A 17,877-nucleotide genomic window follows, 5' to 3' on the forward strand; every position below is an offset into this window, starting at 1 on the left:
CCTAAGAAATTATTTTTTCAAGATCATCAGGAGATAAACGTTTGAGGGCCTCCAAAGATTTAGCCAATTCATCCTGCAGCGAAGAGGTTGTTTCCCGCAGGGCCTGAACCTTCTCGACAAAGGCCGACAGGCTCTCCGCGCCGAACAGCGATTTGATGGGAATATCCACCCCGAACTGCTGCTTGACCCGGGTCACGACCTGGGCCACCAGCAAGGAATGGCCGCCCAATTCGAAGAAGTTGTCGCTCAGGCCCACCCGGTCCAGTTTCAATACATCGGCCCAGATCGCCGCGACCTGCTGCTCCAGCTCGCTCTGCGGCGCCACATACACCTGCTGCATCAACTGCGCGTCGACCTTGGGCAGGGCCTTGCGGTCGAGCTTGCCGTTCGGCGTCAGCGGCAACGCCTCGAGGAACAGCAGGTAGGTCGGCACCATGTAGTCCGGCAAATGCTCTTTCAGGGCAGCCTTGATGCTTTCCCGGAGCGCGGCCTGGGCCTCGACGGCCGCGGTGGTTTCGCTCGGCACGATATAGGCCACCAGTTGCTGGCCGTTATCGCCGTCCTGGGCCAGGACGAAGGCTTCGCGCACCGCGGCTTGCTGCACCAGCCGCGCTTCGATTTCACCCAGCTCGATACGGAAACCACGGACCTTCACCTGATGGTCGATGCGCCCGATGTACTCGATCACTCCATCGGCGCGATAGCGGGTCAGGTCGCCGGTGCGGTACAGGCGGCCACCGTCGCTGGAGAACGGATTGGGCACGAACTTCTCGGCGGTCAGCCCCGGGCGCGCCAGGTAGCCGCGAGTCACCCCGGCGCCGGCCAGGTACAACTCGCCAGCACTGCCCACCGGTACCGGCTGCAAATCAGGACTCACGATATAGCTCTGGGTATTGCTGATGGCCCGGCCGATATTGGCCTGGCCGCCAGCCTCGCGGCGGGTGTAGGTCGAGTAGGTGGTGTCTTCCGAAGGGCCGTACAGGTCGTAGACATGCACCAGCCCAGGCTGCTGGTAGAGGCTATCCACCAGCGCCTGTTTCAGCGGCTCGCCCGCCAGGTTGATGATCCGCACGCTGGCTGGAATCTGCCCGCTGCGCTGCAACGCGGCAATCGCCGACGGCACGGTGTTGATCAGCCGCACCCGGTCACGATCGGCCAGTTCCGGCAGTTCCAGGGCGTTGCGCGCCAGGACGATGGAGCCGCCGCTGGCCAGGGTCACGAACAGCTCCCACACCGACAGGTCGAAGCAGATCGAGGTCGAGGCCAGCACCCCTTGCAGGTCGTCGGCGCTGTACACCCGATTCGACCAGTCGATCAGCGCCAGCACGTTGCGATGGGCAATCGCCACGCCCTTGGGCAAACCGGTGGAACCGGAGGTGTAGATCACATAGGCCAGGTTGTCCGCGGTCGCTCGCGGCGCCGGGTTTTCTAGTGAATAAGCGTCCAGCCAGCCCGGTTGCGCATCCAGTTGCAGGGGTTGCAGGGACTCGACAGCCGGTAGCAGCGACAACAGTGCGCTCTCGGTCAGCAGAATCTGCGCCTGGCTGTCGCGCAGCATATGGGCCAGGCGGTCCTGCGGATAATCCGGGTCCAGGGGCACATAGGCGCCACCGGCCTTGAGCACCGCCAACAGGGCCACGACCATTTCCGGGGTGCGCTGCATGGCCACGCCGACCCGGACCTCGGGCCCCACACCCAACTCGATCAGCTTGTGCGCCAGGCGGTTGGCCCGGGCATTGAGTGTCTGATAGTTAAGGCTTTGCCCGGCGAACAGCAGGGCTTCGGCTTCAGGGGTTTTCCGCGCCTGGGCCTCGACCCACTGATGCACACAGTGATCGCCCGGGAACTCGACAGACGCCGGGGTCCACTCGTGCAGCAGCTGGTTCTGCTCGGCAGCGCCCAGCAGCGGCAGGTCCCCCAGGCGCTGGCGCGGCTGCTGGACAATGCCCTGCAGCAACTGCACCCAGGATTGGGCCAGGCGCTCGATGGTCGAAGGTTCGAACAGGTCGGTGGCGTAGGTCATGGACGCCCAGAGGCCATCGTCGGACTCGAAGGTGTCCAGGCTCAGGTCGAACTGGGTGCTGCTCTCCTCGCCACTGAGCATCTCCACCTGCAAGCCGGGCACCACCAGGCCCCGGGCGCCCTGACGGGCGGCGGCCTGGTGGTTGAACAGCACCTGGAACAGCGGGCTGTAGCTCAGGCTGCGTTCCGGGTTCAGGGCCTCCACCAATTGCTCGAAAGGCAGGTCCTGGTGCTCCTGGGCTTCCAGGGCACGGCCTTTGACCTGACCAAGGAAGTCGCTGAAGCTCGATTGCCCGTCGACCTCGGCCTTGAGCACCTGGGTATTGACGAAGAAGCCGATCAGGCGCTCGGTCTCGACCCGGTTGCGGTTGGCGGTGGGCACACCAACGCGGATATCCGCTTGGCCGCTGTAGCGGTGCAGCAGCACCTGGAACGAGGCCAGCAACAGCATGAACAGGGTCACCCCTTCACGCTGCGCCAGTTGTTTCAAGGCGCCCGGCAACGTGCCGTCCAGGCTGATGCCCAGGCGCGCGCCGCGGTGGCTTTGCTGCAAGGGGCGAGGATGGTCCAGCGGCAGGTCCAGCACCTGGGTGCCGCCTTCCAGTTGCCGCAGCCAGTAGCCCAATTGACGTTCACGCTCGCCGGCGTCCATCCATTGCCGTTGCCAGGCCGCGTAGTCCGCGTACTGCAGCGCCAGCGCCGGCAGCTGTGCCGGCTGCCCTTGGGCATGGGCGCCATACAGCTGGATCAGTTCCTCGACCATCAGTTGCATCGACCAGCCATCGGAGACGATATGGTGCTGCACCAGCACCAGCACATGCTCGTCCGCCGCCAGACGTACCAGGGTGGCCCGCAGCAAAGGCCCCTGGCGCAGGTCGAAGGCCTGGCGTACCTGGGCCTCGAGCACCTGCTGGATCAATTGCTCGGCGTTGCCGGCTTGCACCAGCAGGGACAGGTCCTGTCGCTCGATCCGCAAGCGGGCCTGGGCCTCGATCACCTGAGTCAGGCCCTGGGGGCCCTCGACAAAGCGCGTGCGCAGGGTTTCATGGCGAGCGATCAGGGCATCGAAGCTGCTCTGCAACGCCGCGTCATCCAGGGCACCGCGCAGGCGCAAGGCCATGGGGATGTGGTAGGCGCTGCTGTCGGCATCCAGTTGCCAGAGGAACCACTGGCGTTCCTGGGCATAGGAGACCGCCAGGGGCTGCTGGCGATCCACCAGGGGAATCGGCTGGAGTGGCTGGGCAGTTTCCGGCCCCAGCAGGCGGACGAAATCTTCCAGCGACTCGCCTTCGAACAACAGCTTGAGCGGTGCCTCGATGCCCAGCTCCTGACGGATACGGGACATCACCTGAGTGGCCAGCAGCGAATGGCCACCGAGCTCGAAGAAGTTATCGCTCAAGCCGACCTTTTCCAGTTTCAGCACCTGGGCCCAGATCCCGGCCACTTGCTGTTCGCGCTCGCTGCGCGGGGCCACATGGACCTGCTGTAACAGGCTGCCGTCAATGGCCGGCAAGGCAGCGCGATTGAGCTTGCCGTTGGCGGTCAGGGGCAGCGCCTGGAGGAACAGCACATGGGCCGGAACCATGTAGCCCGGCAGGTGCTCGCGCAGCCCGGCCTTGATGCCGTCGCGCAGTGGCAGTTGCTCGGCAACCGGGTCCTGGCTGTGCCAGTCCAGGCCGGTGGGCACCACATAGGCCACCAGTTGCGGACCGTCCGGCCCTTCCTGGGCCAGGACCACCGCCTCGCGCACCGCCGGCAGCTCCAGCAGGCGTGCTTCGATCTCGCCCAGTTCGATACGGAAACCGCGGATCTTCACCTGATGGTCAATGCGGCCGATGTAGCCGATCGAACCATCGGCCTGGTAACGCGCCAGGTCGCCGGTACGGTACAGGCGCGCGCCAGGTTCGCCGAAGGGGTCCGGGACAAACCGCGCGGCGCTCAGGTCGCCGCGGTTCAGGTAGCCCCAGGCCAGCCCGGCGCGCCCGACATACAGCTCACCGATGCAGCCCTTGGGCACCGGTTGCAGATTGCCGTCCAGCAGGTACCAGGACATGTCGGGGATCAGCTCGCCGATCGGGCTGGCCCCCGCCAGCGCCACGTCCGCCCGGGACAGTGGGCGGTAGGTCACGTGCACCGTGGTTTCGGTGATGCCGTACATGTTCACCAGCTGCGGCTGGCGGTCGCCGAAACGCTGGAACCAGGGTTGCAGGGTATTGACCTCCAGGGCCTCGCCGCCGAACACGATGTAGCGCAGCGCATGCCCCTGCTCGGCGGCGCAGGCCACGTGCATCAACTGGCGGAAGGCCGACGGCGTCTGGTTGAGCACCGTGACCCCTTCGGCGCAGAGCAGCGGGTAGAAGTCCTGGGCCGAACGCGCCACCTCCTGGGGCACGATCAACAGGCGCCCGCCATGCATCAGGGCGCCAAAGATCTCCCATACGGAGAAGTCGAAAGCATAGGAATGGAACAGGCTCCAGACATCCCGCGGGCCGAAGCGGAACCAGTCGGCGGTCGCCGCGAACAGCCGCAGCACGTTGTGATGGGGCTGCAAGGTGCCCTTGGGCTTGCCGGTGGAGCCGGAGGTATAGATCACATAGGCCAGGTCCTGCGGGGTCACCCCGACCTCGGGGTTGTGCACCCCGTAGTCCTCGAGCGGCTGCTCGAGCAACAGGGTGCTGCCGGCAAATGCCGGCAGCACCTGCCGCAGAGACGCCTGGGTCAGCAGCAGCCTGATGCCGCTGTCCTGCATCATGTGTTGCAGACGGTCCTGGGGATAGGCCGGGTCCAGCGGCACATAGGCACCGCCGGCCTTGAGGATCGCCAGCAGGCCGATCAGCATCTCCAGGCCACGCTCCGCCGCCAGCCCCACCAGCACATTGGGCCCCACGCCCTGCTCGATGAGTTTGTGCGCCAGGCGGTTGGCCCGTTCATTGAGCTGCCGGTAGTCCAGGTGCTGCCCCTGGAACGTCAGGGCGATGGCCTCGGGCGCCTGCGCCGCCTGCGCCTCGATCAACTGGTGCACGCAGGCCGTCGAGGGGAATGCCTGCGGCGGCGGATTCCACTGGGCCACGATCCGCGCCTGCTCCCCGGCGTCGAGCATCGGCAACAGGCCAATGCGCTGCTCGGGCTGGCGGACCATGCCCTGCAGCAACTGGCGCCAGTGGCCGGCCATCTGCTCGATGGTCGCGGCATCGAATACGTCGGTCGCATAGATCAGCGCGGCGGCGATCCGGCCCTGGGTCTCGACGGTGTCCAGGGTCAGGTCGAACTGCGCCGACTGCCCCGCCGAGTCCAGGGCTTCGATGCTCAGGCCCGGCAGGTTGAGGGCGCCGGTTGGAGCCGCGGCCTCGACCTGATGGTTGAACATCACCTGGAACAGCGGGTTGTGGCTCAGGCTGCGCTCCGGTTGCAGCGCCTCCACCAATTGCTCGAAAGGCAGGTCCTGGTGCGCCTGGGCCGCCAGGGCGGTTTGCCGCACCTGCTGCAACAGTTGGCTTACGGACATCTGCCCGTCGATCTCGGCCTTGAGCACCTGGGTATTGACGAAGAAGCCAATCAGGCGCTCGGTCTCGACCCGGTTGCGGTTGGCGATGGGCACACCGACGCGGATATCGGCCTGGCCGCTGTAGCGGTGCAGCAGAACCTGGAACGAGGCCAGCAACAGCATGAAGAGGGTCACCCCTTCACGCTGGGCCAGGCTGCCCAGGGCTTCACTCAACGGCTGCTCCAGGATCAGCTCCAGGCGCGCGCCGCGATGGCTCTGGACGGCCGGGCGCGGACGGTCCAGCGGCAGCTCCAGCAGGGGCTGCTCGCCCCCCAACTGCACCGTCCAGTAGGCCAGTTGCCGCTCCTTCTCACCGGCTTCCATCCAGTTGCGCTGCCAGATGGCGTAGTCGGCGTAGTGGATCGGCAGCGGCGGCAGCTGGGGCTGTTGCCCCTGGCTGTAGCCGATGTAGAGGCTCATCAGCTCATCCACCATGACCTGCATCGACCAGCCATCGGAAACGATATGGTGCTGGGTCAGGACCAGCACATGGTCGTCCTCGGCCACCCGCAACAGGCCGACCCTGAGCAAAGGCCCTTGCAGCAGATCGAACAACTGCCGGGTCTGGGCCTGCACGAAGCCCTGCACCGCGGTGTCGATCTCGCGTTCATCGGCCATGGCCGGCAACGACTGGCGGGCGACTTCCAGGCGCACCTCGGGCAGCACCACTTGCACCGCCGCGTCAGCGTCCTCGACGAAATGCGTGCGCAGGCTTTCATGGCGGGCAATCAGGGTGTCGAAGCTGCGCTGCAAGGCCTCCACGTCCAGCCGGCCACGCAGGCGCAGGGCCTTGGGGATGTGATAGGCGGTGCTGTCCGGCGCCAGCTGCCAGAGAAACCACTGGCGTTGCTGGGCATAGGAAAGCGGCAGACGCGCCTGGCCCAGGCGCACCTGCGGAATCGGCAGGTTGGCCGGGGAAATGCCCTGCTCCAGCATCTTCTGCAGGTAGACCTTGCGCTTCTCCAGCGGCAGCAGGATGAAGCCTTTGACAATCTTCAGCGCGGTGGCGTTATCCATTACACAGCCTCCATTTCGTCGAGCAACAGCGCCAGCGCACTCAGGTCGGCGCCCTGCGCCTGGCCCGGGGCCTGCTGCAACTGGCTGACGAACAGCCCCAGGGTTGGAAATTCGAACGCCATCTGCACACTGACTTGACGCCCAAGCTTGAGCTGGACTCGAGAGACCATCGCGGTTACCAACAAGGAATGCCCACCTGATTCAAAGAAGTTATCGTTCATGCCCACTCGCTCGACTTCGAGCACCTCGGCCCAGATCGCCGCGACCTGTTGTTCCAGCTCGCTCTGCGGCGCGACATAGGCCTGCTGCAGCAGGCTGGCGTCGGCCTTGGGCAGGGCCTTGCGGTCCAGCTTGCCGTTGGGGCTCAGCGGCAGCGCTTCCAGGAACAGCAGGTGCGCCGGCAGCATGTAGTCCGGCAGCACGGCCTTGAGCGCCGCTTTCAACTCGTCGCGCAACCGGGCCTGGTCGTCCTGGCTGTTTTGTTCCGAGCGCTGCGCCAACACGCCCTCGGCGGCGACCAGATAGGCCACCAACTGCGGACCACCGGCCGCCTCCTGGGCCAGCACCACGGCTTCGCGCACCTGGGGCAGTTCCAGCAGGCGCGCTTCGATCTCGCCCATCTCGATCCGGAAACCGCGGATCTTCACCTGATGGTCGATACGCCCGGCGTAATCGATCACGCCCTCGGCGTCGTAGCGCGCCAGGTCACCGGAGCGATACAGGCGCCCGCCGTCCTGGCTGAACGGGTCGGGGATGAAACGCTCCGCCGTGAGACCTGGACGATCGTGGTAACCCCGGGCCAGCAGCTCGCCGCCGATCATCAGCTCGCCGGTGGCGCCCTTGAGGGTCAGGTTGCCGCTGTTGTCCAGCAGGTAGATGGAACGGCCCGGCAGGCCCTTGCCCAGGGGAATCTGGCTCGGCAGGGTTGCCTCGTCCCGCAGGTAGCGGCTGCAGTCATGGGCGGTGACACTCACCGTGGCCTCGGTGGGCCCGTAGGTATTGAGCAGGCAAACGTCCTTCAACCCGGCCTTTTTCCAGGCGGCCACGCCTTCCGCCGCCATGGCTTCGCCGCCCAGGTTGAGCTGGCGCAGGCGCCCGAAGTCCCGGGGTTCGCGGCTGGCGTAATCCTTGCCGAGCATGAACCAGTAGGCGGTGCTCAAGTCGACGATGCTGATGCCCTGCCCGATCAGCTCACGGTAGAAGGTCTCGCTGTCCCACAGGTCCTTGCCACGGATCACCACCGAGGCGCCGCAGATCAGCGCCGGGTACAGCTGCTCGACGAAGGCGTCGAAGTTGAAGGTGGAGAACTGCAGCCCGCGGTCCTCGGCGGTCATCTTGAAATAATCCCGGGAAACCTGGGCGTGCCGGCTCAAGGCAGCGTGGCTGATATCCACGCCCTTGGGCCGCCCGGTGGAACCGGAGGTGTACATCACGTACGCCAGGTTGCCGGCCTGGGCCCGCGAGCGCGGATTGTCCAGGGGGTAGCCGCGCAGGCTGTGCTCATGCAGATCCAGGCACAGGTACGGCACCGCTACGCCGTCCTTCAAGCGTTCAAGCAGTGGCGCCTGGGTCAGCAAGAGCTGGATGCCGCTGTCCTGCATCATGTAGTGCAGGCGGTCCTGGGGGTATTCCGGGTCCAGCGGCACGTAGGCGCCACCGGCCTTGAGCACCGCCAGCAGGCCGACAATCATGTCCAGCCCGCGCTCCACGGCGATACCGACCCGGACATCCGGACCGATGCCCTGCTCGATCAGCTTGTGGGCCAGCTGGTTGGCCCGCTGGTTGAACTGGCCGTAGCTCAGTTGCTGGCCATCACACAGCAGTGCCACGGCATCCGGGGTGCGCTGGGCCTGGGCCTCGATCAACTGATGGACAGACTGCGGCGCCAGGTCCCGCGCCGGGGTCCGGCCGCGCTGCTCGTCGATCAGCCGACGCTCGGTGGCGCCAAGCAACGACAGCTCGCCGATGCTGCCCTGCGGGCTCGCCAGCATGCCCATGAGCAGTTGCTCCAGGTAGCCGGCCAGTTGCTGGATGTCCGCCTCGGCAAAATGCTCGCGGGCATAGCTGTAGTCGAAGGCCAGGGTCTGCCCCAGGTAGACCGACAGGGTCAACGGGTAGTTGGTCTGCTCGTGGTTGGCCGCCACGCCGAAGCTCAACTGCGCCGGAGCGCCTTGGGCCAGGGCTTCGGACACCGGGTAGTTCTCGAACACCAGGATGTTGTCGAACAGGGCTTCGCCCCCCAGGCCGGCCCAGCGCTGCACGTCATACAACGGCGTGTGCTCGAAATCGCGCAGGGCCAGGTTGCGTTCCTGCACCAGCTGTAGCCAGGCGCTGGCGGCCATGTCCGGACGCGGCGAGGCCACCACCGGCAAGGTGTTGATAAACAGGCCGATCTGCTGCTCCACGCCTTTGAGTTCCGCGGGACGCCCGGACACCGTGGCGCCGAACACCACCGTGTCCTGCCCGGTGTAGCGTTGCAGCAACAACAGCCAGGCAGCTTGCACCAGGGTGTTGACCGTGACCTTCTGCTGGCGGGCGAACTCGCTCAAGCGCTGGGTCTGCTGCTCGTCCAACTGCTGCTGGTAAGCCCCATGGCCTTTGTCCAGGGTGCTCGGCCCGCTGCGGCCGATGGCCTGGGCCAGGCGGGTCGGCTCGTCCAGGGCCGCCAGTTGCTCTTTCCAGAAGGCCTCGCCGACCTGGGCATCCTGGCGCTGCAACCAGGCGATGTAGTCGCGATAGCGGCCTGGCGCCGCCCCCGCCGATTGCCCCGAGTAACGTTGCAGCACTTCGCCCAACAGCCGCGAGTTGCTCCAGCCGTCCATGAGGATGTGATGGTTGGTGTAGATCAGGTGATAACGCTGGTCGTCGATCCGTACCAGGGTCAGGCGCAGCAACGGCGCCGCCGCCAGGTCGAAACCGCGCTGGCGCTCCTGCTCGGCCAGGGCGTCCAGGTCCTCGGCCGCCGATGCCACGGCACGCCAGTCATGCTCGACAAAATCCAGGGCGATGCGCTTGTGCACCACCTGGATCGGCGCCGGCAACTCGCCCTGCCAGAGGAAACCGCTGCGCAGGATATCGTGACGGTCGATGGCCTCTTGCCAAGCCTGCTGGAAGCGCTCGGGATCGAGCCCGTCCACATCCACCCGCAACTGGTTGATGTAATCGCCGCCCTGCTGCTCGTACAGGGTATGGAACAGCATGCCCTGCTGCATCGGCGACAGCGGGTAGAGGTCCTCGACCTGGGCCAGGGACAGCGGCAGGCGATCCAGTTGCTGCTGGCTCAGGCCCGCCAGCGGGAAGTCCGACGGTGTCACGCCACGGTGCTGCGGCTGGCTGCAATGCTCGATCAGCGCCTTGAGTTCCTCGGCATAGTCATCCGCCAGGCGCTGGATGGTCGAGCGCTCGAACATTGTCTGGCTGAAGCTCCAGCCCAGCTTCAACTGACCGCCATAGACCTGGCCATTGATGCTCAGCCAGTTGCCCAGCGGCGCCTCGGCACTCTGGTCTTGGCCCTTGGCTTCGGCGCTTGGGGCAAACCAGGCATCCGGCTCGTCGAAGCTGGCGTCGAACTGGCCCAGGTAGTTGAAGGTGATGCGCGGCACCGCCAGGGCCGCGAGGGTTGCCTGGGCATTGGCATCCCCCAGGTAACGCAGGGCGCCGAAGCCGATGCCTTTGTTCGGCACCGCGCGCAGTTGTTCCTTGATCTGCTTGATCGAGTCGGCCAGGGCCGCCTGCGGTGTCAGCTTGACCGGGAACACGCTGGTGAACCAACCCACAGTGCGGCTCAGGTCGATGCTGTCGAACAGCTCCTCGCGGCCATGGCCTTCCAGTTGCACCAGGGCGTTGGCCTCGCCGGTCCAGCGGGTGATGACCCGCGCCAATGCCGTCAGCAACAGGTCGTTGATCTGGGTGCGGTAGGCCGCCGGGGCATCCTGCAGCAGACGCTGGGTGTAGGCCTGATCCAGCTCGGTGCTGACGCTCAGGGCATCCTTGATCGCCACCCGGTCCGTTACCCGGTCGCAGGGCAGGCCCGACTCGACGCCCTGCAACTGCGCCTGCCAGTAACCCAGCTCCTGCTGCAGCGCCGTGCTGCTGGCATAGGCTTGCAGTTGCCCGGCCCAGGCCTGGGTCGAGCTGGTCTTGGCCGGCAGCCGGATGGCTTGCCCGGCCGCTTGCTGCACCAGGGCCCGATGCAGGTCTTCCAGCAGCACCCGCCAGGACACGCCGTCCACCACCAGGTGATGGATCGCCAGCAGCAGACGCTGGCTGCCGTCCTGCAAGGTGCAGAGCACGGCGCGCAGCAAAGGCCCCTGTTGCAGATTGAGGCTGCGTTGCGCCGCGTCGCACAGCGTTTGCAGTGAATCCTCAGTGGCGTCGTCCACCAGCCACAGCAGCGCATCGGCTTGCATCGCGGCCAACGGCGCCGAAGTCACCGGCGCCGACGGCGCATAAGTCGCGCTCCAGGCTGTGCCCGCTTCGACAAAATTCAGGCGCAGGCCGTCGTGGTGTTCGAGCAAGGCGTGCAAGGCGTGCTCCAGCGCCTTGGCACTCAGGGCTTTCAGCGGCTTGAGCAGCACCGACTGGTTCCAGTGCTGACGCTCCGGCACCGGGGTGTCGAAGAACCATTGCTGGATCGGCAGCAGCGCCATCTGGCCACGCACCGGGCCCTGGTCGATCTGCAACCCGCCCTCGCCCTGCTCCGCCACCGTGGCCAGTCCTTGCACCGTCTGGTGCTGGAACAGGTCTTTCGGGCTGAAACGGATACCGGCCTGACGGGCGCGGCTGACCACCTGGATCGAGATGATCGAGTCGCCGCCCAGCTCGAAGAAGTTGTCGGTGACACCGACCTGTTCCAGCTTCAGCACATCGGCCCAGATCGCCGCGATCTGTTGCTCCAGGTCGTTTTGCGGCGCCACATAGGTCTGCTGCATCAGCTGCGCATCGACTTTCGGCAGCGACTTGCGGTCCAGCTTGCCGTTCGGTGTCAGCGGTAGCGCTTCGAGGAACAGCAGGTAGGTGGGCACCATGTAGTCCGGCAGGTTTTCCCGCAGGCGGGCCTTGATGCTCTCGCGCAACTGCGCCTGACGTTCGGCGCTGTGCGCCACGTCGGCGTCCACCGGCACGATATAGCCCACCAGTTGCTGGCCGCTCGGCCCGGGCTGGGCGATCACCGCCACTTCCAGTACCGGCTCCTGTTCCAGCAGCCGTGCCTCGATTTCACCCAGTTCGATACGGAAGCCCCGTACCTTCACCTGATGGTCGACACGGCCCACATATTCCACCAGACCGTCGGTGCGGTAGCGGGTCAGGTCGCCGCTGCGGTACAGCCGCGCCCCGCTGGTGCTGTAGGGATCGGGAATAAAGCGTTCCGCTGTCAGCCCTGGCCGATCCAGGTAACCCCGGGCCACGCCCAGGCCACCCAGATACAGCTCGCCCGCCACGCCAACCGGCAACAGGTTGAGGTTGGCATCGGCCACGTAGGCGCTGCGATTGCCAACGATATTGCCGATCGGCGCATAGGCCGCATCGCACGGATCGCCGGCCTTGGCCTTCCAGATCAGCGGAGTGACCACGGTTTCGGTCGGGCCATAACCGTTGAAAATGTACTTGGGCCGCAGCACGCGCCAGGCCAGGTCGTAGCTGGCCTGGGGCACTGCGTCGCCGCCGAAGCAGTAGACCCGCACCGCCGGCGGGTTGCCGTCGCGTTCGGCGTGCACCGCCAGTTGTTGCAGGTACACCGGTGGGAACACGCCCACGGTGACGCCATAACGGTGCATCTGTTCGTAGGTGAATTCCGGCGACCACAGGCTGTCATCACGGATCAGCACGCTGGCACCGTAGATCAGCGGATGCATCCAGCCTTCGTGAGAGCCGTCGAAAGCGAAGGACATGAAATGCAGCTCGCAATCCGCCGGGCTCATTTCATAACGCTCGCCAGTAGCCAGGCTGTGCATCGCCAGCGGACCGTGGGACACCGCCACGCCTTTGGGCAAACCAGTGGAGCCGGAGGTGTAGATCACGTAGGCCAGGTTTTCCTCGGCCAGGGTCACCTCCGGGCTGGTCGTCGGGTAAGCCGCGAAGTCAGCCGCGCCTTCGACGCTGAGGGTCGGCAAACCGTCCGGGATCGGCAAGCGCTCCAGCAGATGGCTCTGAGTCAACAGCAGCCACGCGCCGCTGTCCTGCATCATGTAGCGCAGACGGTCCTGGGGGTACTCGATATCCAGCGGCACATAAACCCCACCGGCCTTGAGCACCGCCAGGAAGGCCACCATGATTTCCGCGCAACGCGGCATGGCGATGGCCACCCGCACTTCCGGGCCGACCCCCAGCTCGATCAGCTTGTGCGCCAGCTGATTGGCCTGAATGTCCAGCTCGCGATAGCTCAGGCGCTGCTCGGCGAACAACACCGCCGGCGCCTCCGGCGCCTTGGCCGCCTGGTCGGCGAACAGCTGGTGGACAAAACGCTGGGTCGGATAGACCGCATCAGTGTGATCCCAGTCCTGGCGAATCCGCCCCTGCTCCTCCCGGCCCAGCATCGGCAATTCGCCAATCGCCTGTTGCGGTTCGAGCATGCCTTGCAGCAGGTTGCGCCAGTGATCGGCGAAACCCTCGATGGTCGACACCTCGAACAACTCAGCGGCATAGATGAACGACGCATTGATCCCGGCGTCGGTCTCCAGGGTTTCCAGGGTCAGGTCGAATTGCGCGGTACCGCCCTGCAGGACCATCTCCTCGGCCTGCAGGCCCGGCAGGCTGGCGCCGTCGGCGCTTTCCCCGGCAATGCTCAGGTGGTTGTACATCACCTGGAACAGCGGGTTCTGGTCCAGCGCGCGCTGGGGCTTGAGCGCATCCACCAGGCGGTCGAACGGCAGGTCCTGATGGGCCTGGGCAGCCAGGGCCGTGGCCTTGACCTGACGCAGCAACTGCCCCACCGCCAGGTTCGGCGCCAGGTCGACGCGCATCACCAGGGTGTTGACGAAGAAGCCCATCACGCCTTCCATTTCCTGGTGCCGACGGTTGCTGACCGGCACGCCGATACGGATATCGGGCTGATCGCAATAGCGGTGCAGCAACAGGGCGAACGAACCGAGGAACAGCTGGAACAGGGTCATGTCATGCTCGCGCGCCAGGCGCCGCAGGCCCTGCTCCAGGTCCAGCGGCAGGCGCAAACCCAGGCGCTCCTGGCGATGGCTCACCAGGGCCTGGCGCGGATGGTCCACCGGCAGTTCCAGCACCGGGTGCTCCAGCCCCAGCTGCTCGCGCCAGTAATCCAGTTGCCGCTGCTGCTCGCCCTGCTCGAGCCAGGCCCGGTGCCAGCTGGCGTAGTCGGCGTACTGCACGCTCAGTTCATCGAACCGCGGCGCCTGCCCCTGGATGAACCCCCGGTAGAGGGCGACGAATTCCCGGGCCAGCACACTCATGGAGGCGCCATCGGAAATGATGTGGTGCAGGGTCACCACCAGCAGGCAGTCCTGCTCGGCGATCTGCAGCACCCGGGCCCGGCACAGGGGGCCGTGCTCCAGGTCGAACAGCACCTGGGTTTCTTCCAGGGCCCTGGCCTCGACCGCCTCGCGGGACAGGTCCGGGGCCAGGCGTTCCCAGGCCAGGGTAATTTCACCCTGGGGGTGCACCACCTGGCACAGACTGTCCCGGTGCTGGGTAAAGGTGGTGCGGAAGGCTTCATGGCGTCGGGCCAGGGCGTCGAAGCTGTGCTGCAGCGCCTGCCGGTCCAGCGCCCCCTGGAGCCGGACCACGATCGGCGTGTGGTAGGCGGTGCTCTGGGGATGCATCTGCCAAAACAGCCACTGCCGCTGCTGGGCATGGGACGCCGGCAATGGCTCGTCGCGCCCTAGCGCCTCGATCAGCAACAACGACCCCGCGCCGGCGCAAGCCTGCACCTGCTCGACAAACTCATCCAGGCGCGCGGTCTCGAACAGCACCCGCAGCGGCACCTCCGCCGCCAGCAGCCGGCGGACCCGGGAAATGATCTGGGTGGCCAGCAACGAATGCCCGCCCAGGGCGAAGAAGTTGTCGCTCAGGCCCACCCGCTCGACCTTGAGCACGTCCTGCCAGATCGCCGCGATGCCCCGCTGCAGCTCGCTGACCGGCGCGACATACGCCGCCACCGGCGCCTGCTGCTGCAACGGTGGCAAGGCCCGCAGGTCGAGCTTGCCGTTGGCGGTCAACGGCATGCCTTCCAGGGCCATGAAATGCATCGGCAGCATGTAGTCGGGCAACGCCACCGCCAGCTGCCGGCGAATCTCCTGCCAGGCCGCTTCCGGCTCCTGGACACTGGCTTTGGCCAGCACCACATAAGCCGCCACTTGCGGCTCATCCGCCACGCTGACCACCTGGGCCACGGCATCCTCGACCTGCGGCAACTGCTTGAGCGCCGCGGTGATTTCCCCCAGTTCGATGCGGTAGCCGCGAATCTTCACCTGGTGATCGATGCGCCCCAGGTAATCGATGACCCCGCCATCGAGGTAGCGCGCCAGGTCACCGGTGCGGTACAGCCGCTGCCCGTCGGCGCTGAAGGGGTCGGGAACGAAACGCTCGGCGGTCAAGGCCGGCCGGCGGTGGTAGCCCCGCGCCAGGCCGGCGCCCCCCAGGTACAGCTCGGCCGGGGTGCCGGGCGCCACGGGCTGCAACGAGGCATCCAGCACCCGGGCGCGAACGTTGGCCAGCGGCTGGCCCAGGGGCACCACCGCCAGGGCCTGATCCACGGCAGCGGCAGCCAGGGTCAGGGCGCCGACCGTGGTTTCCGTCGGGCCGTAGTGGTTGAACACCGCGCACTGCGGCGCCAGGGCCGCGATCTTTCTGACCAGCGCCGCCGGGCAGGCTTCGCCACCCAGCACCAGGCACTGCCTTGGCAGGGAACGGGCCGGCTCCGCGCCGCTCATCAGCGCCTGCAAATGCGAAGGGACGATCTTCAGCACATCGATTTGCCGGGCGTCCAGGTAGGCCGAAAAGGCCTCGGCATCCAGGCCGGTATCCAGGTCGATCACATGCAGGCAACTGCCGGAGCACAGGGCGCCAAACAGCGTGGTATGCCCCAGGTCGGCGGCAATGGTGGAGACCACCGCCATGTTGCGCGCGCCCCCCAGCGGCAGGCGCGCCAGGATCGCCTGCACGTAGTTGGCCAGGGCTGCGTGGGTGATGGTGACGCCCTTGGCGGCCCCGGTGGAACCGGAGGTGTAGATCGAATAGGCCAGGTGCCCGGCCTCGACCCGCGGCAGTGGCGCCTGCGGGCCGGTGGCCGGCGCCCAGCTGTCCGGCTGGTCCAGCAACAGCACGCTGACCTGGGCCGCCAGCGGCAGCCGCGCCTGCACCGCGGTCTCGCTCAGCAGCAGGGTAACGCCGCTGTCTTGCAGCATGTAGCGCAAGCGTTGCTCGGGGTACTGGGCATCCAGCGGCACATAGGCACCGCCGGCCTTGAGCACCGCCAGCAAGCCCACCACCATCTCCAGGGAGCGCTCCACGGCGATCCCCACCAGCCCCTCGGGGCCCACGCCACGCAGTACCAGGGCCGCAGCCAGGCGCGCAGCGCGCTGATCCAGCTGGCGGTAACTCAGGCACTGCTCGCCGAACACCAGGGCCGGGGCCTCGGGCCGTACGCGCACCTGCTCGGCGAACAGCTCGAGCACCGAAACAGCGGCAAACGCCTCATGCGCACCGACGCCCTGGGCCAGGGTGGCCTGGCGTTGCTCGGGGCTGAGCAGCGGCAGCTCGGCGATCGCCGACCGCGGCTCACGCACCATCGCCCACAGCAGGTTCTGCCAGTGGCCGGCCATGCGCTCGACGGTCTGTTCCTCGAACAACTGGCAGTCGTAGGTGAAGGCGGCCTGCAGCCGGCCACCGCGCTCGAAGGTGTCCAGGGTCAGGTCGAACTGCACCGTGCGCTCGTTGCGCGCCAGGGCCTGCACCTCAAGACCGGAGCGGCTGCGCAGGGTGGTCAGCTCGGTGACCTGCGGCTGGTGGTTGTAGAGCACCTGGAACAGCGGGCTGTGGCTCAGGCTGCGCTCGAGTTGCAGGGCCTCCACCAGCCGCTCGAAAGGCAGCTCCTGATGGGCCTGCGCGCCCAGGGTGGTCTCGCGGATATCCGCCAGCAGTTGCTCCACCGTCAAGTGCGGGCTCAACTCGCTGCGCAGCACCTGGGTGTTGACGAAGAAGCCGATCAGCCCTTCGGCTTCCTGGCGCGTGCGGTTGGCGATAGGCACGCCCACGCGGATATCCTGCTGGCCGCTGTAGCGCGCCAGCAGCAGCTTGAAACCGGCCAGCAGCACAGCGAACAGGGTCACCCCCTGCTGTCGCGCCAGGGCACCCAGTTGCTGGGCCAGGTCCGGCGCCAGCTCGAAGTCCAGGCGCCGCCCCTGGCGGCTGGAATGGGCCTGGCGCGGATGATCGGTGGGCAACCTGAGCACCGGATGCTCGTCCCCGAGCTTGGCCCGCCAGTACGCCAGCTGCCGCTCCTGCTCCCCCGCCTCCAGCCAGCTGCGCTGCCACAGGGCGTAGTCGCGGTACTGGATCGGCAGGGCCGGCGCACTCGGCGCCGCGCCCTGGAGCAGCGCGTCGTAGGCTTGCAGGAACTCCTCGATCAGCACGCCCATGGACCAGCCGTCGGCGACGATATGGTGCAAGGTCAGCAGCATGACGTGCTCCTGCTCCCCCAATCCCAGCACACAGACCCGCAACAGCGGCCCCTGCTGCAGATCGAAGGGCCGGCGCGCCTCGGCGTCAGCCCGCTGCCGCACGCTGGCTTCGCGCAGCGCAGGGTCAAGGTCGCTCAGGTCCAGGTAATCGATGCTCACCTGGGTCGTCAGGATGACCTGCCGCGGCTCGTCCTGCTCCAGGCGGAACACCGTGCGCAGGCTTTCATGGCGCTCCAGCAGCCAGTCGAAGGCCCGGGCCAGCACCGCCCGATCCAGCGGCCCGCTCAGGCGTACCGCGTTGGGCAGGTTGTAGGCCGCGCTCTGCGGGTCCAGCTGCCAGAGAAACCACATGCGCTGCTGCGCGTAGGACAACGCCTGGCGGTCAGGCACTGCGACCCCCGCGGGAATAGGCAGCAGAGAGAAGTCGACGCCTTCCTTGTCCAGAGCCTTCAAGAACAGCCGGCGCTTTTCCAGCGGCAGTTCAATGAATCTACGGGCGAGCTTCAAGGAGTCTTCGGCATTCATCGGGGGTCATCCGTACTTGCGTGTGGGGTATCGAGCATTGGCTCGGTCATCCCTACGGAACGGATGAAGGCCCGGGAAAATTAACCCCGCGCGCCACGCCGGCCGCCAACCCCAGGGCCG

2 protein-coding genes are annotated in these 17,877 nt (G+C 66.6%); both read right to left on the bottom strand.

The annotated features are described in order from the left end of the window. Window position 1 precedes the first annotated feature (1 nt). Entirely contained in the window at window positions 2-6,583 is a 6,582-nt protein-coding gene (locus tag PMI20_RS23560; protein ID WP_284169444.1) for a non-ribosomal peptide synthetase, read from the bottom strand. Further along, a complete protein-coding gene (locus PMI20_RS23565) occupies window positions 6,583-17,757 on the bottom strand; it encodes a non-ribosomal peptide synthetase (protein ID WP_284169446.1) in 11,175 nt (3,724 codons plus the stop codon). Before PMI20_RS23565 ends, PMI20_RS23560 begins: the two co-directional genes overlap by 1 nt. Window positions 17,758-17,877 lie beyond the last annotated feature (120 nt).

Origin of the sequence: Pseudomonas sp. GM17 (assembly GCF_000282175.2) — a bacterium.
GTDB classification, from domain to species: Bacteria; Pseudomonadota; Gammaproteobacteria; order Pseudomonadales; family Pseudomonadaceae; genus Aquipseudomonas; species Aquipseudomonas chlororaphis.

Coding starts and splice junctions, on each gene's coding strand:
- PMI20_RS23560 (WP_284169444.1), bottom strand. CDS start 6,583: ATGGATAACGCCACCGCGCTGAAGATTGTCAAAGGCTTCATCCTGCTG.
- PMI20_RS23565 (WP_284169446.1), bottom strand. CDS start 17,757: ATGAATGCCGAAGACTCCTTGAAGCTCGCCCGTAGATTCATTGAACTG.